This is a genomic window from Buttiauxella sp. WJP83, assembly GCF_027594725.1.
Taxonomy (GTDB): domain Bacteria; phylum Pseudomonadota; class Gammaproteobacteria; order Enterobacterales; family Enterobacteriaceae; genus Buttiauxella; species Buttiauxella selenatireducens.
Genome location: NZ_CP110081.1, coordinates 69762 through 94841, shown reverse-complemented (window position 1 = coordinate 94841; position 25080 = coordinate 69762). Strand labels below are relative to the sequence as shown.

Sequence of the window (25080 nt, the reverse complement as noted above, 5' to 3'; positions counted from 1 at the left end):
CTTCTTTCTATTACAGTGAGCGTTTAAAAACGTATACGCTCACTGTAATCCCAGTATCTTCAAACTCATCAATGAACGTTTTACCTTTGGCGTAAATGTAGTTATCCAGCTTCATCCAATTCAATGCAGACGCTTCCCCGGGCAATACGGCCACAAGACGCCCGCCCACTTTCAGATGCCCCAAAGCTGCCAGGGTATGCTCTTTGTGGCGGTCAAGCGAATAGGGTGGATTCATCACAATCTTGTCGAACTGATACCCGGCATTGGCATCAGACCATTTGAGAAAATCGCCGCAGATCGTGTTTGTGTACCCCTTGCCACGCAATATGTCGGCAAACATTGGTGCAACTTCGATACAGGTTACGTTTTCAGGTTCCGTCTCAATGTGGGCAAGCAGATCTCCGCGCCCGGCTTCCGGCTCCAGTAGAGTCTCACCCGGCTTAAGGTCGATGGCTCTTGCCACGTACTCTGCAATCACACGCGGAGTAGGGTAGAACTGGTGCGATTTAACGTCCGGGATTAGCCCTGTGGCCACAATGGTGTTTAGCGTATGGTCAACCACATACGGGAACTGCCAGTGTACTTTGTTCTTCACGCCGCCAATGAAGTTAAGCACGCGTTCCAGCTCTTCAACCTGATGTTTCTGAAGGTTGCTGTCAGAAAAATACCAAGCGTCTTTCGCCTTATCGTAACGCCCGTCGCGCAGTGTGGTGCGTATAGTTTGAGAAATCGTCTTCTGTATGTAGCCGAACTCTTTTGGCGCACGCGTTTTGGGTGCGGTTCTGCACGGTGCTGGAATGGCGGCCGGCATACTGTACGCAAGCACCTCATTCAGCTTCCAGGCGACATCTGGGTGTATCTCGAAGTGGACGTTGCCGTTTTTGAACATCTTCACGCGCATCAGGTTTCCGTCCACATTTAACCAGTCACCGGTTTTGCAATAGTTCGCCCTGTATGCGGCTGAGAACATCTCCGTTGTTCGACTGATAGTGATGAACTCCTTATGCGCAAAGAAGTGCAACATGACGCGCAGGTCGTCGATGTAGTCCTCTTTCCGGTAGTTCAGACTGACACTGCTATTCCAGAAATCGGTGATGCAGTTGGCAATAATCAGCCGCTCACTAAAGCCGTATGTCTTGTTGGTCTTGTGTGATGGACTCAGTGCCTTAAACAAGCCATACACGCGCTCGGAGAGATATTTGTGCCGATCATTGAGCATATTGACCATTGTTGGGATGACCGTTTCCGCTTTGAACTCCGGCACTCCAACGAACTCTTTCACTTTCATCTGGCAGCCGTAGCGGTCTGTTTTGATAACTTCCAGTTTCCCCTCGATGAACTGTTCACGCCATTCATCGCGGCGGGAAGCTGGCATGATGAGCAGGACATTGGTCATATCCGTGACCTTCTTCCAGTACTCAGCCCAGATGTTCTGCTTCACCCATTCAAGGTCGACTTTATCCAGCCAGGCTCTGTTAAACCGAGTGCGCTCGTCGTCCGGACGATGGTTAAGGCGCAGCAGCCGGTTAATCATCTCATGGCGTTTGTCGCCATAAACGAAGTCGTGAACCTGGTGCATGAACGCGATCTCTTTCTCGCACTCGTCCACAATTTCGTGGATGACGTTCATCTCCTGGCGGTAATCGATGTCAGTGTTTGAGTTGATGGAATCAATGGTTGAAAGGTCTGCATTCATAATTACACCATTAAACAATTTGTTTTCTTGTTTGTGTTATTATCTCAAAGTAGAAAAGGCATAAAAGTAGTAATCACAGGCACTGCAGCTGATGTGAGGTGTAAAAAAAGGAGGCTTACGCCTCCTTCGATTAGTGGTTCACTCGCTGCATCTTGTGCAGCTGCTTGTTGAGGTCGTGTCGATGTGTCAGCTCGCGCATCATGTCTTCCAAGCTGTTTCTGGTGGCGTCCAGCTGGTCTGCCATTGCACCCAGCAGCTGGCGAACGGCCATCGGGTCATCGCTTTTCAGATCAGGCATTTTAAAAGCAGACTGAGCCGACATTAGTTTGAAGGCAGCCATCAGCATCGCGATGGAGGATTTCAGACCGGCGATTTCACGGTCCTTACTGGCCATGTCTTCGGCTGACTTGTCGATGACAGAAGGGCGAACAGGCTCGCTTACCATTTCCAGAGTCGCCTGCAGTTTGTCGGCACGTTCTTTCTCGGCAAGATAGTGAACGCCAAGATGATGGGCTAAATCGACGATCTGCATTGGCTCGTCAAAAAGAGATGCAAACTCAGCAACAGCAATCAAGCGTTCTGGAATGGAGGTACGCTCAATACCGCGCACGATGGCCAACATCTTGACCAGTTCTGCTGCGTCCATCGATTCAAATTTTGTATTCATTTCTGCGGCACTGGCATTGCATTTCTGGTACATATTATTTACTTATCTTCTTTAACAAATTGTTTTCTAGATGCTTTAATTTTGGCGAGATGGAAGAGGGGGGCAATCGATACGTATAGGCTGATGCCAATGCAAACGATCAATGAAGGCGTTTTAACTCTTCCATTTCCAAGCGCTCAATCAATTACAACTTGCGAGACAGTTGTTAAATGGGCCATTCACAATCACTGAGCCTAACCTTTTCTTAGTTAATTAAACAAATTGTTGTCTTGATATAATAACTTACACCGTCGCTTTAGTCGCAGCATGGTGATGATCAGGAATTACAGGACGAACTTGAGGTATCGTATCCAGAATCATTCCATCCAGAGAGGTAGGTGAATCCTCTGATGTTTGTACGGTCGTGTGAGAGGGAGTTGTGGTTGTGGTCAAATCTTGCATCAACAGACTCTGACCGGCTGGTACGGCTAAAGCCGTCAGAGACGCCAAAATTACTCCGTAGGCCATTGGTTTCATTCTCTGTCTTTGAAAATTTTCCATATGAACTTTCCGTGTTTTTCTGGGTGGTTCGCTGAACGCGAGACATATTTGTCTCACGAATAGATGTAGAGGCAGTCATTGCCCCTAGGTTTGCAAGTACATTCGCCTGTGCGTCAACTCGGCATTGGAGCTCCGCAACAGTCCTCTCCAGATCCGCCATGCGTGCGGAGACCTGACCACTTAATAGCTCGGCCAAAATCAGACGCAACGAACGAGGGGATTTACGATAATAGGAGTGGGATTTGAGACGTACCATGTGAGTTCCTTCTAACGTCAGAAAGAGTTGCGGCTGGACAAGCCAGCCGCCTTTGTTAACGTTCCATCCTGGAACCTGTGCCTCACCGACACATCGTCATCCTGACGGCAGTTAAGATAACACACCACAATTAATAAGTAAATACTTACCTATCATTTTGTGACGAAAAATTATGCTTAAGAAGCCTATCAGCCACTAAGTACGAGGCAATATTCTCCAGACTGTTTTACCCATGCTCTGCTTTGGGCGAGATGCGGAAGTTCACAATTGTCCCAACAACCGATAGAGGCATTACTAACATTGGCGTATTTTAATCAATGGGGAATAGGTCAATCGCCCAGTTGATATCGAACTTAAATCATAAACCCCTATCCACTTTTTGATCAGGAATATTTTCCTAAACTGATTACGCATAACATAAAACGGAGATGTTAATGGTTATCACAAAGTTAATTATTGAGGGTTTTAAAGGTTTCAAAGACAGATTTTGCATCGAGTTCAATGAGTCAGTGAACATTATCGTTGGCGATAATGAAGCGGGGAAAAGTACTATTCTCGAGGCTATTAATCTGGGTTTGACTGGTTTGTATGCTGGTAAACCAGTAAAGAACAACATCAGCCAGTATCTCTTTAACGATCAACTGGTGAGGGACTATTTAGCCAGCCTTGCAACCCCAGCTAAATTGTCTCCGCCAGCACTGTTCGTTGAGCTCCACTTTAAAAAAACGCCTGATACCGTTTTCCTCGAAGGGGACGGTAACTGCCTGAAATCATCCTCGGTAGGAGTTGTGTTCAAAATCAAATTTAACGAGGATTATAAGGCCGCCTACGAGGCTCTCTTAAAAGCAGGTGATATCAGAACGTTGCCTATCGAATATTACGATATTGAGTGGAAAGGCTTCAACAGGGATGCGCTTTTATCGCGCAACATCCCCCTCAAGTCTGCATTTATCGATTCATCATCGGCCAGAGGCAACAATGGATCTGATGTCTACATCAGCAGAATTATTAAAGATTTGCTGACGGAAGATGAGGTCATTAGTGTTTCTCAGTCGCACCGTAAGATGAAAGAAACCTTCATAACAGACAAATCTATCGAAACCATCAACCAAAAAATCATTAGTGCGAGCAAGATAACCAGTAAAAAGGTGACTATTTCGGTTGAGCTTTCCTCACAAAAGGCATGGGAATCAAGCCTGATTACCTGCCTGGATGATGTCCCGTTTAACTACATCGGGAAGGGGGAACAAAGCATTGTGAAGACGCACTTGGCGCTTTCCCACAATAAAGCGAAAGAGTCGAATATCATTCTGATTGAGGAGCCAGAAAATAACCTTTCACATACCAAGCTGAACCTGCTCATCAAGACCATCAAAGATAATTGCGCAGGCAAGCAGATCATCATCACGACTCACAGCAGTTTCGTTGCAAACAAGCTCGGATTGGGCGATCTGATCTTCCTCTCGAACCGCAAAACAACCAAACTTACATCACTGACTTCGGGAACGAAGGAGTTTTTTGAAAAAATCGCGGGCTACGACACGCTGCGGATGGTTCTGTGCAAAAAGGCAATACTGGTCGAAGGCGATTCGGACGAGTTGGTAGTTCAGAAGGCATACATGGATGCTAACGGAGGGCGATTGCCCATTGAAGACGGCATTGAAGTAATTTCAGTTGGTATCTCGTTTCTGCGATTTCTGGAAATTGCCGCTATCATCGACAAATCCACCCGAGTAGTTACTGACAATGATGGCGATATTGTTGCACTCCGGAAGAAATACGACGCCTATCTGGGGGGGAATAAAAAAGCGCATATTGATGTCTGTTTTGACCCAGTAATTGATACTGGCACGCTAAAGGTGGGTGCAAATAAATACAACTACAATACGCTTGAACCAAAATTATTGAAATCGAACAGCTTGGTGAGTTTGAATACCATATTAGGTAAAGAGTATGCATCTGATGATGAGTTGCGTCTTTTCATGCGTGCAAACAAGACTGAGTGTGCACTGAAGATATTCAACTATAAGAACACGGCGACTCTGAGTGTTCAGTATCCGCAGTACATCTTGGATGCAATAAAATGAATAAAGTCATCATAGCTTCTGCAGGAGCAGGCAAAAGTACGTTTGTGGTCTGTGAAGCATTAAAGTCAGCAGCCTCAGGCAAGCGTGTTTTGATCACAACGTTTACAGAAGCTTGCCGTGATGAGATCAATGTCAAAATCATTAATGAGAATGGATGTGTCCCACCGAATCTGTATGTCATCACATGGTTTTCCTTTCTGATTAAACATTGGATAAAACCATATCAGGGATGTCTGTTTGATTATGACGTTAGAGGCATGATCCTTTGCAGCAGTAAATCCGGTGAGAGGCCTTATAAGGTGGGAGGGAGAACAGTCTATTGGGGTGAGAACGATTTCAGGCTTCACTATTTTAGCCCTGATTTTAAAGTTTATTCAGATAAAATGGCTAAACTGTCCCTTCGCTGCAATGAGAAATCGCATGGAAAAGTCATCGACCGTCTGGCTTCCTGTTTTGACGAGATTTATGTGGACGAGATTCAGGATTTAGCTGGATATGACCTTGAACTTCTACAGACTCTCTTTAGATCTCCCATAAAGATCACACTGGTTGGGGACCCTCGTCAGGCTACTTACAGTACCGTCAATACTGAAAAAAATGCGAAATACAAGAAAGCAGCCATAGTGAATTTCTTTGATGACAAAGCATCTGGGGTCACCGTCGATGACAAAATGTTGAATGAGAACTTCCGGTGCTTTCATGAAATAAATGATTTTGCAAATAAGCTCTATCCTGCCTTTTCCCCTTCAGTTTCTAACGTACATGAGTTGTCTGGTCATGACGGAGTCTTTCTACTGCCTGTGAAATTACTGGGTCACTACCTAGAAACTTTCACCCCTGTGCAACTACGCTGGGATAAGAGGCGTACCGTGGATGAACGGCATCCTGTCTTTACATTCGGCACATCTAAAGGCCTGACATTTGAACGTGTAATCATCTATCCCACCGAACCCATGTTACGGTGGTTTCAGGATAATAATTCAGAACTCACCAATGATTCGCGCGCCAAGTTGTATGTCGGCCTGACTAGACCTGTTAAAAGTGTTGCGATTGTTTTTAATGGTAGTGCGAAGTTCAACTCGAACGGGATTAAAATTTACGCTTCTGGGTAATGAGCTTGAAGGCCTCACAGTCATGTTCTATTGGTTTGCAGTCGGATTTGTGACTGTTTGATAGCTGCCTAGTTATGCCATGGTAGTCATAACGGCCCCAGAAACATTCGCCACGACGATTTTTTCCTCGCGCGTGCACGCACCCGTGCGTGTATTAATATTTAAAAACTTACTTCCCAGAACAGGTTTTATTAAAACCTGAACTGAACGAACGAAGTGAGTGAAGTTCACCTCGAACGAAGTGAGAGGTTGTCTTTTCAGGTAATACTCTCCCAGGGAGGTGAGTACTAAAATCCCTCACCAACCTGGTCGTTTCATAACCTGAAAAGTTATGACCTAAGTCTACTGCCAGCTTAGGCTTGGGAAGTTATGGATGACAGCACCCCAGAACCGAGATCTTCCCACACTTCTTAAAGGGGAGCCTGAGTACAACCACTCAGAAATCCCAGACTCGACAATTAAGTAGTGACCCTTCTCTCTGCTCACTTTGGTTCCCCCTTCCCCAGATCCCAAAAGGGCTGGTTCTACGCTGGTAGTGAGCTTTTTTAAACCCGGCGCCAGTGACGCTATCCTCCACCCACCGGTTCGAGCTTCCGGACGGGTCCGGAAGCCCGTTAATATTATCACTGTCAAATAACAGGGTAAATGGTAAGTACTTACCGATTATTTTGGTTGCTCATTTTGTCGACCATCAAGTTGTACCTTCAACGCGAAGACCTCGTTAATCAGTTCTCCCAGCAGTTGCTCTACCAGGTCTTTGTGCTCGCCTGTATGCAGGCATTTCAGCGTCCATTCGTAGAGTCCGAACGCCTTTTCGCGATCTTTCATCATCTCACGAACTTTCGCCAGAAAATCGCTCTCTACGAGCGCTACAACGTTTGTCGGGTATACCATAATGGGTTTTCCTTACTTTGGTTCACAAAATCGATTCTAAAGCTTCTGGAGCGGGATTTAAGTGGGTTCTGGAAGTGAGTTTCGGTCTGGGGATTGTTCACGTTTAAAAAGCCTGCCTCTGTATATTAATAATTTAGTACTTAGTTATTTATATATACGGAAGCAGGCAACAAGATGAACACCCAGACTATCGTTAAACTGCCTTCTTATGCCATCCATTAACTAGGTGACTACATACCTATTTTTCCATTTACGAGATTGATTGGCAAACAAAGAAGAACGCGTCAGATTTGCGAGCGGGAAGCTCTCTGAAGCGTTTTATCGATGCTGGGTATGCGATGGGCTTACCCAGCGTCCTAAAGCTCTCAAGGGGCTTTAGATTGGGTTGGGGGACGTCATCCAATGGAATACTCCGCTATGAATTTTTTGACGAGTGGCGACGCTTTATTGAGTGTTAAATTTCCACCGTCTCTGGTGGCAATGCCTGTCGCCGGAAATACTGCCATCATCTGGCCTGCCTGAGTCGAAGCCGTATTTAAAGGGTAAGGCTTCTCCGGGTTGCTCATCAGCGCCAGCTTAATGCTATTGCTAGTCGCGTCCTTCGTTTCGAGGATGTGACGTATTGCGATAACCGTGTAGATGCTGATTTCGGGCCCACCACCAAACCAGTTCAACAGGTTGCTGATTTTGTCCTTCGCCTTAACGGGTGCTTTTTCAAACGCCTCCATAAAGACTCCACGTTCCAGTCCTGCGCCGGTGAAGAAAGCCTCGTCTTTAGACTCTAGGCTAAAGCGTTGTTTCTTCGATGAGCGATCAGGTTTCTGTTTAATACGGTCTGGCACATGGCTGTCTTTGAATGAAGTTTCCGTCGTCGGATTATTCAACGCTTCCTCGCCTACCTTCTCAGCCACAGCAGGCTCTGCTTCTTGTTGTGCTTCAGTCTCCTGGGAGGGTTCTTGCGTCTCGATCACTTCGACCACTTTGACGGACTCATGCCCCTTCTCAAGCTCTTCAAACACATTGGCAAGGTTGTTGGCTTCTGAAGGTTGTTCTGCCATCACTTCTTCCGCAACAACTTCAACGGGTTTGGCGATATTGCTATCCAGATTTGCCAGCAAATCGTCAATATCATCATGTACAGGGTTTGCTCTGACTGCTTTCTCCGCAGGATCATCCAGCGATTGCAACATAGCTGTCAGCTCGTCCAGATCATTGTTTTTAACCGCGTTGTCTACATGCTTCATCGTTCATCTCCTTTGTTGTACGTCATTACGTTTCGATGAGCGTATTTTGACAAAACCTATTAGGTTGAAAAGCCGCAAATACAGGCAGTTAGATATATTTAAGGCAAGAAAAAAGCGCCATCAGGCGCTTTCAGTTGGCAGCTTGAAGAAGCCGTATTTCTCTCGTGCTTTGAAGAAGCATTTCATCATGAGATCGGTATCGTAGAGCGCGCTGTGCGCCTTCTCTCTGTCGTAGATAAAGCCAAGTGAGAACGCCAGCTCTTCCAGGCGGGGACGCTTTCCGTCCTCAGTGGCCCAGAGACCGTCTAACATTGAATCAATCAGCGTAACTTCAGGTAGTTTTATCCCGTATCCGCTAAATTCATGACGGATAAAGGGAATATCGAACGCAGCACCATTGTGCGCCACCCATACACCGCACTCTCCCATGTATTTAGCTATCTGGCTTGCATGGTCGGAAAGCAACGGCTCTGCCGCCAACGCTTCTAAAGAGATGCCATGTACCGCCTGTGCCTTCGGATCGATGCTTCTACGTGGATTGAAGCGCATCTCAAGGCTGTCGATCTGTTTTTGGGTTTCCAGCTCGTAGCGGGTAATGGCAATTTCGATGATCTTATGGCCGGATGTGAAGTCCAGACCTGTAGACTCAATATCGATGCCACCGACAATCGTAGTCATTTTCACTCCTTACAGCTTTTTGGCGCCTTTCAGCAGTGCGCTACGCACAAACTGAGCGGCCTTTTTTAATGCTTCCTCGCCACTTTCACAGACTACAGGGTCACGCCATTCACCTGTCGTGGCATTGAGGACGTTAATTTGGTTGGATTCCAGGCAAACGGAGACATAAAGAACAGCGCCGCCAGCAAGTTTCAGGTGTATGGGGAACAGTGGGCGCTTTGTGCCACCATTGAACTGTGACATTGCAGCGTTGATAGCCTCCCCAACGCTTTCCCCAACAAGCCCCTGCACAGATTCAAATACGGCACGAACTGCCAGACGTGCTTCACGTTCAGTCATCAGCGACCTGGACTGCTCGTCAGCGATACGGATCAATGCTTCGATCGTCTTGCGATCTAACTCTTCCGATAGGGTGAGTTCTTCTATCATTCTGTTTTTCCTAAATTAGCTTCGCGTGTTGTATTGTCTCAACGCTCAATAGGGGAGCAACTATCAGTGCAAGGTCACACGACCTATTGCACGGCGCTCGATTTTCTCAGCGGCTCTGTCCAGCACACGCATTACCGATTTGGCTCGTGAAGCAACCGTGCGGCATTTCTCTGAAACAACGAATACCTGCAAATCACCGATATGAGGCAGCGCGTTTATCTTGGTGAGTTCGCCACACATCAGCGCGTCAATGCGAGCGACATATAGACGGTCGAGAGAGGCACGTTGCTCGCGATTAAAATCTGCATTGGTGAGCGCGACACCAGGTCGAAGCCCGACGACTGCATTAAGGTTGGAAACTACCGCCTGGTGACAGAAGCGCTCGATGTCCATTGCCAGCTCGATGCACCTGTCTTCATTGGTCTGGCCGACCAAATCTAACGTGTAAGCCATGACATCAGCCGGGGTTCTGTCGATAACAAAACCTTCCGCACCACGCGTAATCAGCTCGATGTGACGGGCAATCTCCATCTGCACCTGCAATCGTTCAAAAAGCGGCATAGATTCACCGACTTTCACACCCAGACTTTTCATCAGCTTACCGACACCAGCGTCCACGTAGGGGATGCCGAAGTGGTCATCGAGGTACTTTGCCAGGGTTGTTTTTCCACTGCCCTGTGCGCCAGCGATCCCTATCCGATAATCCATTACGACCTTCTGTAAACTATCTGCAAAAAGCCAGGCTCATCCTCAGACTCTCTTTTGGTGTACGCCGTATCGACCGGAGAGAAGCCCAGTGAGCGCATCATTTTCGCCGGGAAATACGCATCAGCACCCGGCACTTCAATACCGATGTGTGACAGCCAAATCTCTTCAACGTAAGGCATCAACAAAGCGTAAATCTGGCTGCCGCCAATCACCCACACCGGATCTGGCAGCTTCAAAACGTCCTCCACACCAGCAGGGTAAAATCCACTTGGGATATACCCATTAGAGCGCGTCAGAACGAGGTTGTGGCGCTCAGGAAGCGGGCGCTTGAGACTTTCCATCGTCTTTCGTCCCATCACGACAGTGGCGTTTTTAGTGAGTTGTTTGAACAGACTTAAATCGGTCGGGCAACGCCAGGGTAGTTCGTTGCCAATACCGATTTCATAATTGCGGCCAACAGCTGCAATCATCTTCATTGGCTTACCTCATAAATAGTTGGACGCTGGTGGGAATCAGCCAGCGCAGAGCGCAGTCGCGGGTCGTGGACAAGTGCGGCGATCAGCAAATCACCTTTGTGCGCGGCCAGCGTGCGCTTAATGTGTGTGTCAAAACTAACGCCATGCGGTACGAGATGGAGCCAGTCATAATCAATGCCAAAGTCCTTCAGCCAGCGTTTTGTCGGGGCTTCCAGTGTTTCTGGCCGACGACTGATAAGCACCACCTCAGCACCGGAGCGAGCAAAACCACGCAACATGCGGCTGGTGGGAAAGATGAGTTCATCACCGGCAATGAGAGCACCTGCATCTGCGTCAGGGACTGATTTACGATGGCTGACATTCGCCAGCACACCTTCAAGTTCACACAGTACATACATGCCTCTGGCCATATCACACCGCCACAGGAACCTTGATCCACGGGAGCGGTTCATAACCGCAGATCTGCACGCCATCCCATTTAAAGTCGTCCAGTTCAGCCCACTCGCGCGGGAAGATAACGACCGGATCGGAATGCTCTGGGGTCTGGCGCTCCATCAGCTCCTGAACGCCCTCCATGTGGTTGTCATAGAGATGAACATCAAACCCAAAATGCACAAACGCGCCAGCCATATGGCCGGTGATTTTCGCGAGGAAGTGAGTCAGGATGCCGTAACCGGCAATGTTGAAAGGCATACCCACGAAGGTATCCACGCTACGCTGCACCAGGCAGGAGTTCAGAATGCGCTTTGGAATACCTAATGCGTCCAGTACGTTTTCGGAGATGCCGCCGTCCTTTTCCAGAATGCACAACATCTGGGTGTAGATGGACTCGTGACCGTGACGATTGTGTTGCAGACCAATGTCGGTAGCCATTGCCAGTCGGGTCTCAAAATCAAGCTCACGACTCCACAATGAGAAAACAAAATGGCAAGGTGGAAGCTTCATGTCCTCCAGCTCGCCAACGTTCCAGGCGTTTAGCAGGATGCGACGATCTGTAGGGTTGGTGCGCAACGTATCGACAATACGTTGTAGCTGGTCGATTTCACGGGACAGCACAACACGGTCTTCGTTGACACCAAGATAACCTTCTACCTTGTAGCCACGCTCGTTGAACGTGTCGATCTTGTTCAGGTATTCACTACGTGGAACGATGCGGGTATCGCCCCAGCGACGCCATTGCTTGCCATAAACCGGTCCCAGGTCGCCATTCTCGTCAGCCCAGGCATCCCAGATTTTGACGCCATTGTCTTTCAGGAACGCAATGTTGCCGGTTCCTTTGAGATACCACTCCAGCTCTACCAGTAGCGGTTTCAGGTTCACGGCTTTTCCGGAGATTAATGGAACAGAGCCGCCAGTAAGCATGTAGTAAGAAGGTACATAAGAGACGCTCTTTGTACCTGTGCCGGTCCGGTCCCCGGCGTGAACGCCTGTCTTTTGCACCGTTTCAATAACTTTGGCATACGACGAACTGGTCAGTTGGCCGTTGGTATGCTCTCGATTCAGTAGAATAGACAAGTTAAACCCCACAAATAAATAAGTAAGTACATACACATTATTTTATGCAAGTTTATCTATGAAAAGATTGTAAAACCAGAAGTTAAGGTAAAAAAAATGGTGGCACCGAGGCCACCATTAAATGAACAACATTGGAACTCTGACAATAAAACACGCAAGGTAAAATATATAACAATAAGTATGTACTTACAAATGATTTTTAACTACCTCGTAAAGTGAGGATGACTCCGCCTGGTCAATAAAACGAGTGAGGTCGACGTCACTGTAGGTTGGTGATTTGAGGATCTTGCCATCGGAAAGACGGAAGCCAATCATCATCTCAGTCCCTTCCGCGTGACGGAAGCCAAGGTCATTTTTGTCATACTTGCAGTTTTCCACCGCAGCATTTCGTTCTTCTGTGTCCGCAGGCCAAAGCTTCGTCATGTTGGAGCGATGAATTTCCGCCACCAGCTCGACGATGTCGATGCCGAGGAACTCAGCTAGGCGGTAAGTCATCATGCAGGCCACATAGATCTTGTTCATCACACGGCGCAGATCATGGATAAGCTCAGTGTCGCTAACATGTTTTGTCTCGAGTTTATCAGCCAGCTCTTCCAGCATTTGAGCAGCCTCTTTCGCTTCTTCAAACGGGATGGCCATATCGTCAAAGACCGTGTTGCCCGGAACCATGATGGTCTCAATAAAGCGATCAACGCTTTGCTCCTGGGTGTAGTAGCTCATACCGGTTGAGATGCCGCCTTTAATGGCCACCATCGTGCCAACGCCCACGTACAGGAAGTCAGCCATTGCATCCAGAAGCCCGTTCATATCACCCTTCCTGGCTGCCGGAATGCCCTCGGTAACAGCTTCTTCGTGGATAAGTTTGGCGCGTAGTCGCAACAGCGCCGGATCTGGCATGACGCGACGCGGGTGTTGAAATAGTGCATGGAACTGGTCAACCATCTTGTAAATGCTCTCCGTCGCCTGGCCAAAACCAGGGTTCAGCTCATACGGCTCAGGTTTAAAGCCCACGAGTTTGTCAGCAGTGAGTTTGAGATGATCAGTCAGTTTCGTAAATTTCATGTCTTTATCCTTCGGACTTATTTGATGCGTCAATTGTGACCCAGCCCAGCCAGGCCACAAAGTGGTTAAACACGGCTTACAGGTCTGCGAACTGGCTCAGACCGGCACGATCGACAGCAGAATCAATCTGGCCGACAAGATAAGTGCTTTGTTCGGCTTCCTGCGGAGCAATTTGCAGGGTGTCGGACAGCAGCCATTTGTTCATCCAAACCAGTGGATCGTCTTTGATTTCCGGGAACAGTGGCTTCAATCCCAGACGGCTCATTGCCAGATTGGTACGGTATTTCACATAGGTTTTAAGAATGTCAGCGTTCAGGCCAATCATGGCCCCGTCTTTGAACAGGTAGTCCGCCCAGCGCATTTCTTGCTGTGCCACGTCCATCATGGTCTGGTAAATGAAATGCTCTTCTTCTGCGGCGATTTCTCTCCACAGCAACCCTTCACGTCCAGTACGCATATAACGGATCATGCGCTCAGTACCTTCGCAGTGCAGCGCCTCATCACGCGCAATGAAACGCATGATTTTGGTATTCCCCTCAAGCAACTTCCGCTCACCAAAGGCGAACGTACACGCAAAGCTCACATAGAAGCGGATAGCTTCCAGTGCGTTGATAGACACCAATGTACGGAACAGCTGGCGCTGAAGAGGGTAGGGCTTACCATCGAACTCAGACGCATACAGACGCTCAAACTCATCCTGACCGAGATGCTGCCTGGAGCATGTCATGTCATAAAGCTTGTCGTATTCAGCGGAGATGCTGATTGCCCGGCTAATAATCTCTTCGTCGGTCACAATGCCGTCGAAGACGATGCTCGGGTCATCCACCATGCCGCGGATAATATGCGTATAGCTGCGGCTGTGAATGGTCTCAGAGAATGACCAGGTCTCAACCCACGTTTCCAGCTCCGGGATGGAAATGAGCGGCAATAACGTGGCGTTAGGGCTGCGACCCTGAACGGAGTCCAGAAGGGTCTGATAGCGCAGATTGCTCAGGAATATATGGCGTTCGTGCTCTTGCAGCTTCGTATTGAAGTCGATGCGGTCCGTCGTAATGTCGACCTCTTCAGGACGCCAGAAGAACGAGAGTTGCTTCTCAATCAGCTTTTCGAAGTCACGGTACTTTTGCTGGTCATAGCGTGCCACGTTGACGGACTGGCCGAGGAACATTGGCTCTTTTGTTGCATCGTTAGCGCCCAAACGGAAAGTTGAGTATGTCATGAGTTTCCCTTTGAAAGTTATCGAGTTGTCTTAACAAATTGTTTTGTTGGTGCTTAAAACAATTTGTTATCTTAATTTATAAAATAAGGTATACAACATAATGAAAAGGTGGGGATTTCTCCCCACGTTTATTAGATTTTGCACGCGCCGTCGCACTCATCTTCTGGCTCCACCACCTCCGAAGCGGTCGATGCAGATGCCAAATCGTCGTCTTCGCGCTTACCCGCACCATCACGAGTGTTGTGGTAGTAAAGCGTCTTCACTCCCTGTTGATAGGCAAACAGCAGATCTTCCAACAGCTTCATCATCGGAACCTTGTCGCCGGGGAAGCGAGTCGGGTCGTAATTGGTGTTCGCAGAAATAGCCTGGTCGAAGAACTTCTGAATGATGGCCACCTTAGTGAGATAGCCACGGTTGTCCGGCATATCCCAGAGGTACTCATACTGGTTTTTCAAACTGGCAAAATCTGGCACCACCATCTTCACAATGCCGTCTTTAGAAGACTTCACCGAAACCGGGCCACGCGGTGGCTCAATGCCATTGGTGGAGTTGGTGATCTGGCTGGACGTTTCGCACGGCATCTGAGCAGTCAGGGTTGAGTTGCGCAGACCATGCTCACGAATGCGGCCACGCAGCTCTTCCCACGGCATTTTCAGCTCGAAGGAGGTTTCTGGGTTGGCATCCAGTGTTTTGCGATAGTGGTCGACAGGCAGCTTGCCCTGTGCGTATTTGGTGTGATGGAACCACTCGCACGCACCTTTTGCTTCTGCCAGACGGCAGCTTGCATCGAGCAGGTAGAATTGAATTGCCTCAAATGTTTCATGCACCAGCTGGTTGCCTGCTGCGTCTGAGTAGTTAAAACCGTTCTTCGCCAGATAGTAGGCAAAGTTGGTCACACCAACACCCAGGCTACGGCGTGCTTTAGCCGGGATTTTCGCAGCGGCCATCGGGTAGTCCTGATAGTCGAGCAGAGAGTCCAGCGCCGCCACTGCATAGAAAGCGACATCCTTAAGTGCATCCAGAGAGTGAATTGCGCCCAGGTTGAACGCAGACAGAGTGCAAAGCGCAATTTCGCCGTCCCGGTCGTCAGTAAACGCCAGTGGCTTGGTCGGCAGCGTAATCTCCATGCACAGGTTGGACTGATGTACCGGTGCGATTTCCGGATCAAAAGCGCCGTGGTCGTTCATGTGGTCAACGTTTGCGATGTAGACGCGACCGGTGGAGGCACGTTCCTGCATCAACGTAGAGAACAGCTCAACAGCCAGGATAGATTTCTTACGGATACTCTCATCGGCTTCGTACTGCAGGTACAGCGCTTCGAACTTATCCTGATCGACAAAGAACGCGTCATACAGGCCAGGTACATCGTGTGGGCTGAACAGCGTAATGTTCTCGTTGCGTACCAGACGGCGATACATCAGGCGGTTGATCATCACGCCATAATCAAGATGACGAACGCGGTTCTCTTCGATGCCACGGTTGTTTTTGAGCACCAACAGGCTTTCCACTTCCAGGTGCCAGATTGGATAGAATGCTGTAGCGGCACCACCACGAACGCCACCTTGCGAACAAGACTTCACTGCGGTCTGGAAGTGTTTCAGGAATGGGATAACGCCAGTATGAGTCGCCTCGCCATTGCGGATCTCGCTTCCCAGCGCACGCAGACGACCAAAACCAATACCAATACCTGCACGGCGAGATACATAGTCGATGATGGCAGAGGATGCAGCGCTAATCCCCTTCAGACTATCTGCTGCTTCAATAAGCACACAGCTTGAGAACTGACGAGTAGGGGTGCGTACCCCTGCCATAATTGGTGTTGGCAGAGACAGTTTGAATGTACTGGTGACATCGTAGAACCCTTTGACCATATCCAGACGCGTCTTGCCAGCGCAACCATCCTCCCAGCTCTGGAACAGACACATGCCAACCAGCATATAAAGCTGCTGCGGTCCTTCATAGATTTCACCAGTGACACGGTTTTGAACAAGGTATTTGCTCGCCAGCTGCACCGTAGCGGCGTAGCCGAAGCTGTCATCGCGTTTAGGTTTGATGTAGGTGCCCAGCTCGGCAATTTCTTTTGGTGTGTAGTATTTGAGAAGGTTTTCGTCGTAAACACCACGGCTTACGTTGCTCACGATATGGTGGTAGAAGTTTGGATACGCATACTGACCGAAGGCATCTTTACGGATTTTGAATAGGTTCAGTCGTGCTGCAACCTGGGAATAGTTCGGGGTTTCAGCACTGATCAGATCGGCGGCAGATTTCACCAGCGCCTCATGCAACTGGCAGGTGGTCATTCCGTCAAAAATGCTGGCCGCAGCACCCATAGCAACGGCGGAGGCGCTCACGTTGCGTATGTTTTCGACGCCCCACATCACAACGCGGTTATATTTTTCTTCTGATAACGGCTCCAATGAGCCATCTCGTTTCACAATCCTTATCATGTATCACCCAATAAAAAAGGCCACTATATGTAGTGGCCTTATGTTAATAGATAAGTACATACCTATCAATTAGCGCTTATAAAATTCCAGCAAGAACATCGCGAACCTGACGGAACTGATCTGTCTGCATACCGGTGTAAATCGAAGCCACGGCGTCTGCCAGGTGTTCGTTTTTGGCAACTAACACATCCTTCCCAGACTGCTTTCTGCGAAGCCACGGGGCGTCTGGCTGCTTCTGTGTCGCCCACTGGATTATTTCGTCTTTGGATGTGGTCAACTTGTTCCCAACATAGTGCTTAATTTCGTTTGGCGTCACCTGAATCAGCGGCTTGTCGACACACGCCAGTACACCAATACATATTCCGTATGAGGTTTGCGCCCGCGAACTTTGACTACCAACCGGCAATTCACAGAACACCATATGTGCCTTCTCAATAATGGGTTTTGCAGTACGCCAGATTTCATTGGCACGACGCAGATCGTCACTGTTTACGCGAACGGTCTTTTTGTTGCCGCCAGCTTTGGTCTCCACCAGCGTCAGGTCGTGAATGTCTAGCTTATCCGTCTCCAAATCCAATGTACCTATAGCCAGCCCAAAGTTGCTCATTGAAGGGTCGACACCGACCACACGAATGATTTTGCTCATTTTGTCTCCTTACCATGTTGCCCATATCGGGCATTCCATTAACTTCTGCTCCAGGGTCTTCTCTTGCGTGCAGATGTCTTGATTTGACCTTCTGGTCTCCACATTGATTGAATCAAGCGTCAGCACGCCGGACGCAATGTCTGCATCAATCATGCTCTGCCCGATGAAGTGACGCATGATTTCTTCTAACTTACGGCTCTCTTCACTGTCTTTTAATAAAATATGTGGAAGATGGCCCTCGACTATCGCCACCATTCCATCTTCAGTGATGAAATGTAATTCGGAGGCTTTATACGCTGCTCCGATGGTGTTCTTAATGTGGAAATTGGAAAACGCAGCACCTGGCATCGCCATGCAATCTACTCGCGTATTCACCAGCCGAATAAGATTGGTGAATGCGGTACTGATATGTGCATCCATTGCACCGAACAGTGCATTTTCGTTGATATTCAGCTCACCAGTTTCATGGATCGCCACAAACCCCGGCCCAGAGTGGGGAAGATAACAACCTTCCTCAAATGGGTTAATCAGGATTGGCGCAGTACTTCCTGACGGCAACGATTTAAGGTTTAGCATTTTTGGCGTTTTAGCCACTAAACTTGTTAGCACCGCAAACTGTTCGTTCTCAAGATTATTGTTGCTCCATGCAATCCCCGGTGCGGCGCGAACGGCAGTATGGCTACCAATCATTCTGATGGACTGCATCACAGAAAACATCTGCAAGAACTGTGGGCGGCTCAGATTAAACGACATAGCTGCGGCCCTCTTTCACTTCAACTGTGATGGTTTCCCTGAACCACGACTTCATCTCTTTATGGGAGATAATCATCACTGTGCCGCGTTCGCGTGCTTTGGCTTCCAGAATCCCCATGAGGCGCTCCAGACCGGCTGTATCAAGCGCATCGTCAATTTCATCGCCGATAAACAGCTCAATGTTCTTGCTGGCTCGATTGGAGACCAAATCTTGCAGGGCCAGTGAGCACGCAATGCGTACCTTACGTTTCTCGCCACCAGACAGAGTCTGGAAGGATTTGCTGGAGCCTGTTTTCGTTACGCTGATATTGAATTTATCGCGATACTCGCCTTTCTTGGTCGTCTCCATCGTGGACCATTCAGCCACGATATTGCCGTCAGAAAGCGTGTTGAGATACTCCGCAGTTCTGACGTTCAGGAACGGTGTGACCGAAGTCAGGATGTGAGAACGCACACCTGCTGGGGAGTACACCTGGCGAGCTTTGTCCAACAGCAAAGCCTGTTCCTGCATATTCTTTAACTCTGTTTTAAGTACTGCATAATTGGATTTATTGGCAGCCAGGTTGTCTTCATGTCGCTTAATGACGGCCAGGAATGGGTTTACCTCTGCCAGTATGTGATTAACCTCAGAACGCGCCCGCGCCACCAGCGCTTCGACGGCCACAACTTCGCGTTCGCGATGGCGCAACGCACTTAACTGGTTGGTTAGGCTTTCGATTCTGGCGATGATTTCGGAGACGTCGGGTGTAGCTGCGACCAATGCAGACTCGATGCCGAGCGCTTTCTCAAGACGAGTTTTGTGTTGAGCCACTGCCGCTGCTGATGTCTGCGCCTGGCTGATTTCATTACGCGCTTGTTCAATGAAACTCTCCTTTACGGTTGATAAGTCTTCTTCACAGTAGGGTTTTCCGCACGTTACGCAGGGAGCCCCAACTTTAGTGTTTGCCTCTTCAGCTTTAGCTTTAAAAGAACGAGCGCGGTTCATGGACTCGTTCTGAGCCGCTTCCGATGTACGGATGCTCGAGCGGATCTCCGTAATGGCACCGCGCACCTTCAGTAATTTCGCGTCGTGTTCTTCTTTGGAGGCCAGCTTGCTGTGCTCGCCAGCAATCGCGGTTTCCGTGTCGTTGATTTGCTCCGGCAACGAGCGGATTTCCAGTTCAACCTCTGTCAGCGTCACCTCTGCACCAGCCAGGTCAGCACGCGCTTTGTCCAGGCGTTCACCACGATCACGCTCCCAGCTTTCAGAGGACGTTTTTGCAGCCTCAATCTCAGACTGTGCGGTCTCAATAAGCGTGATGCAGGCTTCCATTTTGGATTTGGTGACATCCATGCGTGCGGCAGCTGCGTTGGCACGTTCGCGAGCAATGGCATAGGCACGCGTCAAACGATCAACACCAGCCGCTTCCTCAACGATGGTTTTGAGGTTCTTGTCTGACATCCCTGGCAAATCAGGCATCGCCTCCTGACTGGCGTAAATAGACGCCATGAACACCTCTTTCGACGCACCAATAAGGCGTTCGACGAACTCCTGCGTCAACGTGTCCTTGCCTTTGGTCATATCGCCGTCTTCACCACGGACGATAAGCCTGTTCTTAAACTCCTTGTGCTTACGATGGCGAATGATGGCGTAGCGCTTGCCCTCATCCTCAACAGTCACCATGACACGACAGTTTTTCTCGTGGTCCGTTGAAAGAACGTCATCGCCTTTCACGCCATGCGCTGTTTCACCATACAAACACCACATTAAGCTGTTCATCAGGGTGGATTTCCCGGCGCCATTACTGGCAGCGGAAGTGTCGCCATTGTTTACCCCCTGAATGAGCACCAAACCACGCTGGTCTAACTCAACTTCGGCGCTGGCCAGCGCCATAAAATTCTCCACCTGGAGCTTTAGAAATTTCATACAACGCCTTTGATTCCGTGTGTTAGCTTCTGGCCTTCTCTCAACTTGAACTCCGTATGAGCTGGAAAGGCTCTACGTTTAAGCACGCCCATTTTTGATAGTCTTCCCAGGTAAAACGCCACGGGATTTCCTTTGGGTGGATATGGCTTGTGGAACATCACCGTCTGACCACTTTCAAGCCGTTTCATCGTGGAGATGAAGTCCCGAATGTTTTCAGAATGGTTCGTACTCACACTGCCTCCGCACTCTCCGCTTCGGTCAGAATTTCCTGACACAACATGTCCAACTTGCTCAGTTCGAAGCCGCCGTCCGTGTCGTGAACAATCTTGCAGTACGCAGCAACAGACTCGCCCAGGCTGTCGATCTTGCTTGTCTCGGATGTACTGGCAGAGCCTTCCATCATCGAGGCCTTGCGGATGAAGTTACAGACGACACCCTTAGCACCCATTGTTTTCAGGATGTTCTGGATTTTGATGCCTTCTTCATCGCTTTCTACGACGGCACGGAAGCGCACGTAGTTACCGCGTATTTGGTCGTCGTCCACATCGTCTTCAAGATTCACGAATTTAGGCGCGGAGGTTTCGTGGTGGGTGAAGGTGCCGTCCGGATTGACGATCATGTAACCGGCCAGTGAACCCACATCGCCCCAATTCTGGTGCGTCAGTGCGCCGACGCTCACGACGCCAGGCAAAACTTCTTTGTGGTTGTGGTAGTGTCCGGACAACAGCAGACGAAAACCGATGTCTTTCAGCTCCTGAGCGTCAATGCCCACATCAGGCATGGTTGGGATCGCTTTGTTGATCGAGGTATGTATAACGACATCATGGTTGTCGCCTTCCAGTCCTGATCGCAGCGTTTTCAGATCGCTAATCAGCTCGGCGTGATTGTTGCGCCAGCTAACCAGATGCACGGTGACATCGCCCATTTTGATGGAGTGGGGGCGTTTGCCGCAGACAATCTCCACACCGATTGAGCGCAATGAAGCCGCAGCGTTAGCGCTGTAAACAGAGTCGTTCGTTTCGAGGTCGTGATTGCCAGCCAGCATCGCTACTTTCAGGCCAAGCTCTTTGATGATCCACTCGTAGGTTTCTGTGACGAAATGCAGCACGGAGGGCGATACAGCACCTCGAACGTGGAAAGTGTCTCCAGCTACCAGCATGTATTGGCACCCGGCCGCTTTCATGGCTTTGGCAGCTTCTTTGGTCGCTTCCAGTTGAATCTCCAGTCGTGAGTTCAAACCGTCAGCGTTGGTTGTCGCAAAAGTATCCCAACGATGATAATGGGGATCTGAAATTACCCCGTATGGAATAGTCATGTGTCTTTTCCTTTGTGGTTGTTTGATACAAATACTAAGCGTGTTGAACAGGCGTACAACTGAGACAACACGGCACACTAGGAAAGTTAAAGGCAAGTAATTATGTCAAAGTATATAAGTAAGTATATACCTATTTTATATTCAATAGATGATTAGTTCTAATTTATCGCCCTAACTATGTTGAGTAGGGATCAAAATCTTTGGAGGCGCAAAAAGTGCGTAGAACTTAATCGTGTGCGCTTAGATAATGAGGTAAAAGCGCATACAAATTTAGAAAGGTTAAAGGGCAAGTAACGTGACACCAGAAATGCTTAATTCAATTGGATTGTTTCTTAATATCGCAGGCGTAGTTTTAATCTTTTTCTATGGGTTGCCTCAACCCTCTCATGATGAGGAAGTATCGATTGGTGTGGGAATGGATACTGTCCTTGAGGATGGAAGATCCGTTAAAAGCATGGTGGATGAAGTTAGAAGGAGAAAGGTTCGTTATAAACGCCGTGCCTATCTTGCACTTACGTTAATGCTGTTTGGCTTTCTGTTCCAGCTTGTTTCCGTTTGGCTCTTGAAACTATTGGAGATATGGCATGGCGTTATCATGAGTCATTTTTAATCATTTACCACTTTCAAAGCCACTGAGCGCCCCTGTAACGAGCGCTCTTTTTTGTTTGGGCAAATACCCACTTAATCCTTTAAATCTTGTCTGCGGGCTTCTGACGCGCTTCGCTTATGTTGATAACGCCAGCTTTTGGACGGGGGTCTTCAAGATTCAATTCTTCGTCGCTGTGATATTCCAGATCGAAGTCGCGCTCAACATGCCGGATGTAGATGGCGGTAAGTAGGCTGTAGTCATTCAGAAAGTGGCCGTAGGATTTGCGGATCACTTCTCCGACTTTCTCGATCTTCTCGCCACCCATGCAAAGGTAATTAAACCGGCTGTGTTTACGCAGCATCTCTTCGACTGGACCGGTGTATACATTATCGACTTTGCCAAATCGGATAATTTTCCCTGTATCTGCCTCAACCAGACAAACCAGTTTTCCAGGTGATAGTCTGTCACGCCACGTTACACCAGAGCGCAGTGTGTTGAAGTAGGGTGCATCCAATCCGATGATCGGTTTACGAAATGACAGCAGTGGGACGTACCTGATGCAGCTGTTCAGATGAAAATGAGCACCTGCTTCATGGAGTTTGAGACGTGTCTCGTTAATCGGACATTTCGATGCTATGCCACAAAGGTCACAAAGCAGTTTTTGTTTGTTCAGGCTGCCGTTAGATTCAATGGTGTAGGAACCATCTTCAAGACGGCGAACCCATCGCGTGCGTTTTAAATCCATAGTTCGTGTTCTGATTGTTATTGTACTGAGCAACAATAACGTACCAGGCACAGTGATATTTGCAAATGCCTGTTTTACTTATACCCATTATTCACAGGGCAGATCCAATAATTAGATCCCAGAGAGATCCCTTAGAAGATCAAAAGAGATCCCCGATCGTCTCCAGCCGTTGCGGTTACTCGCCTGAGAGTGTGTTGCTATCCACTATGGGGAGGAAAGTAACCTCTGTAGAGAGCATGATAACTGCTATGAAGAGCAAAACAACCTCTCTGGAGAGTGGTCGGTATCCACTGTAGTGAGTAGACGACATTGTCTTTGCTGGATAACTCCTTGCCTGTTTTTCTGTGTCATATTGCTGATATATATAGAGAAGTATTAATTTTCAAGCAGAGGTGTGTCTGTTTCGGTCACACATTATCCCCAGAAGGGGAGTGCTGCCTGATTTTGCAATTATCTGTTTTTTATACACAGGCCCGATCCAGTAATAAAGATCCTAAAGAGAACCAAAGAGACCCACAAAGACCCTAAAAGATCCCCGTACCCCGCAAACCGTTGTGCTGTCTGGCTTTAGACATGGTCGATATCCACTATAGAGAGCAGATCAGCCACTATGTAGAGTAAACCAACCACTGTAGAGAGTAGAAAAACCACTATAGGCGGTAGGATAACCGCTGTGATGAGTGCTACTATCCACTGTAATCAGTAAAGGCCGCCAAAGCCGTCGAATAAAAAGAGACATTTGGAATGAGCGAAAACGGCAATAAAAACATAGCGATCACCAAAGCATTCTCAGAAACAGATAAAAAGACCGGCGAAGTTGTTACGTTAGTTCCTAACACAAACAACACAGTTCAGCCTGTTGCTCTGATGCGTCTTGGTCTCTTCGTTCCAACGCTGAAATCGACGTCCAGGGGCAGAAAGGGACAAATGGTCTCCATGGACGCCTCCGCTGAACTCAAACAGCTGTCTCTTGCCAAAGCCGAAGGGTTCGAGGACATAAGGATCACCGGTCTTCGTCTGGATATGGATAACGACTTCAAAACGTGGGTAGGCATCATCCACGCGTTCGCCAAACACAAGGTCGTTGGCGACACTGTCACGCTACCGTTCGTCGAGTTCGTCAGGCTCTGTGGCATACCAACGGCCAGATCGTCCGCGAAGTTACGTAAGCGTCTGGACAGTTCTCTAACCCGTATCGCCACAAACACTATCTCGTTCCGCAGCAAAGGCTCTGAAGAGTATTACGTGACACACCTTGTGCAGACAGCAAAGTACAGCGCTAAGAACGACACAGTCGAGCTGCAGGCTGATCCTAAGATTTTCGAACTCTACCAGTTCGACAAAAAGGTTCTTCTGCAACTCCGGGCAATCAACGAACTCTCCAGAAAAGAATCCGCGCAGGCGCTTTACACCTTCATCGAAAGTTTGCCACCTGACCCGGCGCCAATCTCATTGGCTCGCTTACGCGCCAGACTTAACTTAACCAGCCGCACCATTACTCAGAACGCGACAGTCAGGAAGGCGATGGAGCAGTTGCGGGAGATCGGCTATCTCGATTACACCGAAGTGAAGCGCGGCAGCTCGGTCTACTTCATCATCCACTATAGGCGGCCGAAGTTACGCCCGGCACAGATACCAGTTAAAGCTCCACCGGAAGAGACGGAAGATAACTTCCTTGGTGATAATCAGGAGGAGATCATCGATGTTGTTCCTGAAGAGAAAGAAGGCGAAATGGTCATGTTGAGCAAGGAAGAACTGGCTATTCTCGAGGAACTGCGCAAGGCAAAAACTCGCAAATAACCCAACCACTATAGAGAGTAAAAAGGCTCACTATCCACTGTAGCAAGTAGCTGTAACCAACGATTAACCACTGTAGGCAGTAGCGCGTAAAATCACCAGATAAATGTTAGTGGTTGCAAACCTAGATGAAACAAGGGCTGCGAGGTTAGTGGTCACTGGGTATCTTGTTAAATCCACTCTCTATAGTGGCTGTCGTTGCCCCCCTTCTTTGTGGGCTATCCACTGTGGAGAGCAGAGTCGGTTGGCTGGATTTACTAACCACTGTGGAGGGTAGATATCTGCTGAAAACAGTGAAT

At 48.6% G+C, this 25080-nt stretch carries 23 protein-coding genes; 4 read left to right on the top strand and 19 right to left on the bottom strand.

Annotation, left to right across the window (positions count from 1 at the left end; all coding sequences use genetic code 11):
- Nucleotides 1-10: 10 nt before the first annotated feature.
- Entirely contained in the window at nt 11-1696 is a 1686-nt protein-coding gene (locus tag OH773_RS22255) for a DUF4942 domain-containing protein (protein WP_270146205.1), read from the bottom strand.
- A 130-nt stretch (nt 1697-1826) separates the two neighbouring features.
- On the bottom strand, nt 1827-2396 hold the full coding sequence (locus OH773_RS22250; protein ID WP_270146197.1) for a hypothetical protein: 570 nt from the start codon (nt 2394-2396) through the stop codon (nt 1827-1829).
- Between the two features lie 1197 nt (nt 2397-3593).
- On the opposite strand from OH773_RS22250, the gene OH773_RS22245 reads away from it, so the two are divergent.
- Both OH773_RS22245 and OH773_RS22240 read left to right on the top strand, forming a co-directional pair.
- The gene (locus OH773_RS22245) at nt 3594-5246 is read left to right on the top strand and encodes an ATP-dependent nuclease (protein ID WP_270146195.1); all 1653 of its coding nucleotides are present in this window, start codon (nt 3594-3596) and stop codon (nt 5244-5246) included.
- Complete coding sequence (locus OH773_RS22240; protein WP_270146192.1) at nt 5243-6358, top strand: UvrD-helicase domain-containing protein; 1116 nt, start codon at nt 5243-5245, stop codon at nt 6356-6358. Before OH773_RS22245 ends, OH773_RS22240 begins: the two co-directional genes overlap by 4 nt.
- 663 nt (nt 6359-7021) lie before the next feature.
- Here the strand turns inward: OH773_RS22240 and OH773_RS22235 are convergent.
- The 16 genes from OH773_RS22235 to OH773_RS22160 all read right to left on the bottom strand — a co-directional run bounded on the left by OH773_RS22235 (nt 7022) and on the right by OH773_RS22160 (nt 21650).
- Nucleotides 7022-7252: a hypothetical protein gene (locus OH773_RS22235; RefSeq protein ID WP_270146189.1), complete on the bottom strand. Its 231-nt coding sequence runs from the start codon at nt 7250-7252 to the stop codon at nt 7022-7024.
- A 395-nt stretch (nt 7253-7647) separates the two neighbouring features.
- A complete protein-coding gene (locus OH773_RS22230; protein WP_270146187.1) occupies nt 7648-8496 on the bottom strand; it encodes a hypothetical protein in 849 nt (282 codons plus the stop codon).
- Nucleotides 8497-8616: 120 nt separating this feature from the next.
- Nucleotides 8617-9174, bottom strand: coding sequence for a 3'-5' exonuclease (locus OH773_RS22225; RefSeq protein WP_270146185.1), 558 nt, complete (start codon nt 9172-9174; stop codon nt 8617-8619).
- A 9-nt stretch (nt 9175-9183) separates the two neighbouring features.
- Entirely contained in the window at nt 9184-9603 is a 420-nt protein-coding gene (locus OH773_RS22220; protein ID WP_270146182.1) for a hypothetical protein, read from the bottom strand.
- 63 nt (nt 9604-9666) lie between these two features.
- Nucleotides 9667-10311 (bottom strand): AAA family ATPase, encoded by a 645-nt coding sequence (locus OH773_RS22215; RefSeq protein WP_270146180.1) that lies wholly within the window; start codon nt 10309-10311, stop codon nt 9667-9669.
- Nucleotides 10311-10787, bottom strand: coding sequence for a trimethoprim-resistant dihydrofolate reductase DfrA51 (gene dfrA51 / locus OH773_RS22210; RefSeq protein WP_270146177.1), 477 nt, complete (start codon nt 10785-10787; stop codon nt 10311-10313). The genes OH773_RS22215 and dfrA51 overlap by 1 nt, the downstream gene beginning before the upstream one ends.
- Complete coding sequence (locus tag OH773_RS22205) at nt 10784-11197, bottom strand: hypothetical protein (protein WP_270146174.1); 414 nt, start codon at nt 11195-11197, stop codon at nt 10784-10786. The genes dfrA51 and OH773_RS22205 overlap by 4 nt, the downstream gene beginning before the upstream one ends.
- A gap of 1 nt (nt 11198) precedes the next feature.
- Nucleotides 11199-12302 (bottom strand): thymidylate synthase, encoded by a 1104-nt coding sequence (locus OH773_RS22200; RefSeq protein ID WP_270146172.1) that lies wholly within the window; start codon nt 12300-12302, stop codon nt 11199-11201.
- Between the two features lie 186 nt (nt 12303-12488).
- A complete protein-coding gene (locus OH773_RS22195; RefSeq protein WP_270146170.1) occupies nt 12489-13364 on the bottom strand; it encodes a phosphoribosyl-ATP pyrophosphohydrolase in 876 nt (291 codons plus the stop codon).
- 76 nt (nt 13365-13440) lie between these two features.
- The gene (gene nrdB, locus OH773_RS22190) at nt 13441-14583 is read right to left on the bottom strand and encodes a class Ia ribonucleoside-diphosphate reductase subunit beta (RefSeq protein WP_270146168.1); all 1143 of its coding nucleotides are present in this window, start codon (nt 14581-14583) and stop codon (nt 13441-13443) included.
- Nucleotides 14584-14714: 131 nt separating this feature from the next.
- Complete coding sequence (nrdA, locus tag OH773_RS22185) at nt 14715-17030, bottom strand: class 1a ribonucleoside-diphosphate reductase subunit alpha (RefSeq protein ID WP_270146166.1); 2316 nt, start codon at nt 17028-17030, stop codon at nt 14715-14717.
- Between the two features lie 76 nt (nt 17031-17106).
- Nucleotides 17107-17676 carry a hypothetical protein gene (locus OH773_RS22180; protein ID WP_270146164.1) on the bottom strand — a complete coding sequence of 190 codons (570 nt, stop codon included), beginning with the start codon at nt 17674-17676 and terminating at the stop codon, nt 17107-17109.
- Between the two features lie 9 nt (nt 17677-17685).
- Complete coding sequence (locus OH773_RS22175) at nt 17686-18429, bottom strand: hypothetical protein (protein WP_270146162.1); 744 nt, start codon at nt 18427-18429, stop codon at nt 17686-17688.
- On the bottom strand, nt 18419-20335 hold the full coding sequence (locus tag OH773_RS22170; protein WP_270146160.1) for an AAA family ATPase: 1917 nt from the start codon (nt 20333-20335) through the stop codon (nt 18419-18421). Before OH773_RS22170 ends, OH773_RS22175 begins: the two co-directional genes overlap by 11 nt.
- Nucleotides 20332-20610, bottom strand: a complete 279-nt coding sequence (locus OH773_RS22165) for a hypothetical protein (protein ID WP_270146157.1) — start codon at nt 20608-20610, stop codon at nt 20332-20334. The genes OH773_RS22170 and OH773_RS22165 overlap by 4 nt, the downstream gene beginning before the upstream one ends.
- The gene (locus OH773_RS22160) at nt 20565-21650 is read right to left on the bottom strand and encodes a metallophosphoesterase (RefSeq protein ID WP_270146155.1); all 1086 of its coding nucleotides are present in this window, start codon (nt 21648-21650) and stop codon (nt 20565-20567) included. The genes OH773_RS22165 and OH773_RS22160 overlap by 46 nt, the downstream gene beginning before the upstream one ends.
- A gap of 295 nt (nt 21651-21945) precedes the next feature.
- On the opposite strand from OH773_RS22160, the gene OH773_RS22155 reads away from it, so the two are divergent.
- A complete protein-coding gene (locus OH773_RS22155; RefSeq protein ID WP_270146153.1) occupies nt 21946-22260 on the top strand; it encodes a hypothetical protein in 315 nt (104 codons plus the stop codon).
- A gap of 79 nt (nt 22261-22339) precedes the next feature.
- Here OH773_RS22155 and OH773_RS22150 read toward each other — a convergent pair whose 3' ends face one another.
- On the bottom strand, nt 22340-22984 hold the full coding sequence (locus OH773_RS22150; protein ID WP_270146151.1) for a hypothetical protein: 645 nt from the start codon (nt 22982-22984) through the stop codon (nt 22340-22342).
- Nucleotides 22985-23728: 744 nt separating this feature from the next.
- Between OH773_RS22150 and repA the strand changes: the two genes are divergently transcribed.
- Nucleotides 23729-24784 carry a replication protein RepA gene (gene repA / locus OH773_RS22145; protein WP_270146149.1) on the top strand — a complete coding sequence of 352 codons (1056 nt, stop codon included), beginning with the start codon at nt 23729-23731 and terminating at the stop codon, nt 24782-24784.
- Nucleotides 24785-25080 lie beyond the last annotated feature (296 nt).

Bases quoted from the DNA above. Each gene is read 5' to 3' on its own strand.
- OH773_RS22235 (WP_270146189.1), bottom strand. From the start codon at position 7,252: ATGGTATACCCGACAAACGTTGTAGCGCTCGTAGAGAGCGATTTTCTG.
- OH773_RS22170 (WP_270146160.1), bottom strand. From the start codon at position 20,335: ATGAAATTTCTAAAGCTCCAGGTGGAGAATTTTATGGCGCTGGCCAGC.
- OH773_RS22175 (WP_270146162.1), bottom strand. From the start codon at position 18,429: ATGTCGTTTAATCTGAGCCGCCCACAGTTCTTGCAGATGTTTTCTGTG.
- OH773_RS22205 (WP_270146174.1), bottom strand. From the start codon at position 11,197: ATGGCCAGAGGCATGTATGTACTGTGTGAACTTGAAGGTGTGCTGGCG.
- nrdB (WP_270146168.1), bottom strand. From the start codon at position 14,583: ATGACATACTCAACTTTCCGTTTGGGCGCTAACGATGCAACAAAAGAG.
- OH773_RS22230 (WP_270146187.1), bottom strand. From the start codon at position 8,496: ATGAAGCATGTAGACAACGCGGTTAAAAACAATGATCTGGACGAGCTG.
- OH773_RS22195 (WP_270146170.1), bottom strand. From the start codon at position 13,364: ATGAAATTTACGAAACTGACTGATCATCTCAAACTCACTGCTGACAAA.
- OH773_RS22180 (WP_270146164.1), bottom strand. From the start codon at position 17,676: ATGAGCAAAATCATTCGTGTGGTCGGTGTCGACCCTTCAATGAGCAAC.
- OH773_RS22225 (WP_270146185.1), bottom strand. From the start codon at position 9,174: ATGACTACGATTGTCGGTGGCATCGATATTGAGTCTACAGGTCTGGAC.
- OH773_RS22250 (WP_270146197.1), bottom strand. From the start codon at position 2,396: ATGTACCAGAAATGCAATGCCAGTGCCGCAGAAATGAATACAAAATTT.
- repA (WP_270146149.1), top strand. From the start codon at position 23,729: ATGAGCGAAAACGGCAATAAAAACATAGCGATCACCAAAGCATTCTCA.
- nrdA (WP_270146166.1), bottom strand. From the start codon at position 17,030: ATGATAAGGATTGTGAAACGAGATGGCTCATTGGAGCCGTTATCAGAA.
- OH773_RS22220 (WP_270146182.1), bottom strand. From the start codon at position 9,603: ATGATAGAAGAACTCACCCTATCGGAAGAGTTAGATCGCAAGACGATC.
- OH773_RS22160 (WP_270146155.1), bottom strand. From the start codon at position 21,650: ATGACTATTCCATACGGGGTAATTTCAGATCCCCATTATCATCGTTGG.
- dfrA51 (WP_270146177.1), bottom strand. From the start codon at position 10,787: ATGAAGATGATTGCAGCTGTTGGCCGCAATTATGAAATCGGTATTGGC.
- OH773_RS22255 (WP_270146205.1), bottom strand. From the start codon at position 1,696: ATGAATGCAGACCTTTCAACCATTGATTCCATCAACTCAAACACTGAC.
- OH773_RS22150 (WP_270146151.1), bottom strand. From the start codon at position 22,984: ATGGATTTAAAACGCACGCGATGGGTTCGCCGTCTTGAAGATGGTTCC.
- OH773_RS22240 (WP_270146192.1), top strand. From the start codon at position 5,243: ATGAATAAAGTCATCATAGCTTCTGCAGGAGCAGGCAAAAGTACGTTT.
- OH773_RS22215 (WP_270146180.1), bottom strand. From the start codon at position 10,311: ATGGATTATCGGATAGGGATCGCTGGCGCACAGGGCAGTGGAAAAACA.
- OH773_RS22245 (WP_270146195.1), top strand. From the start codon at position 3,594: ATGGTTATCACAAAGTTAATTATTGAGGGTTTTAAAGGTTTCAAAGAC.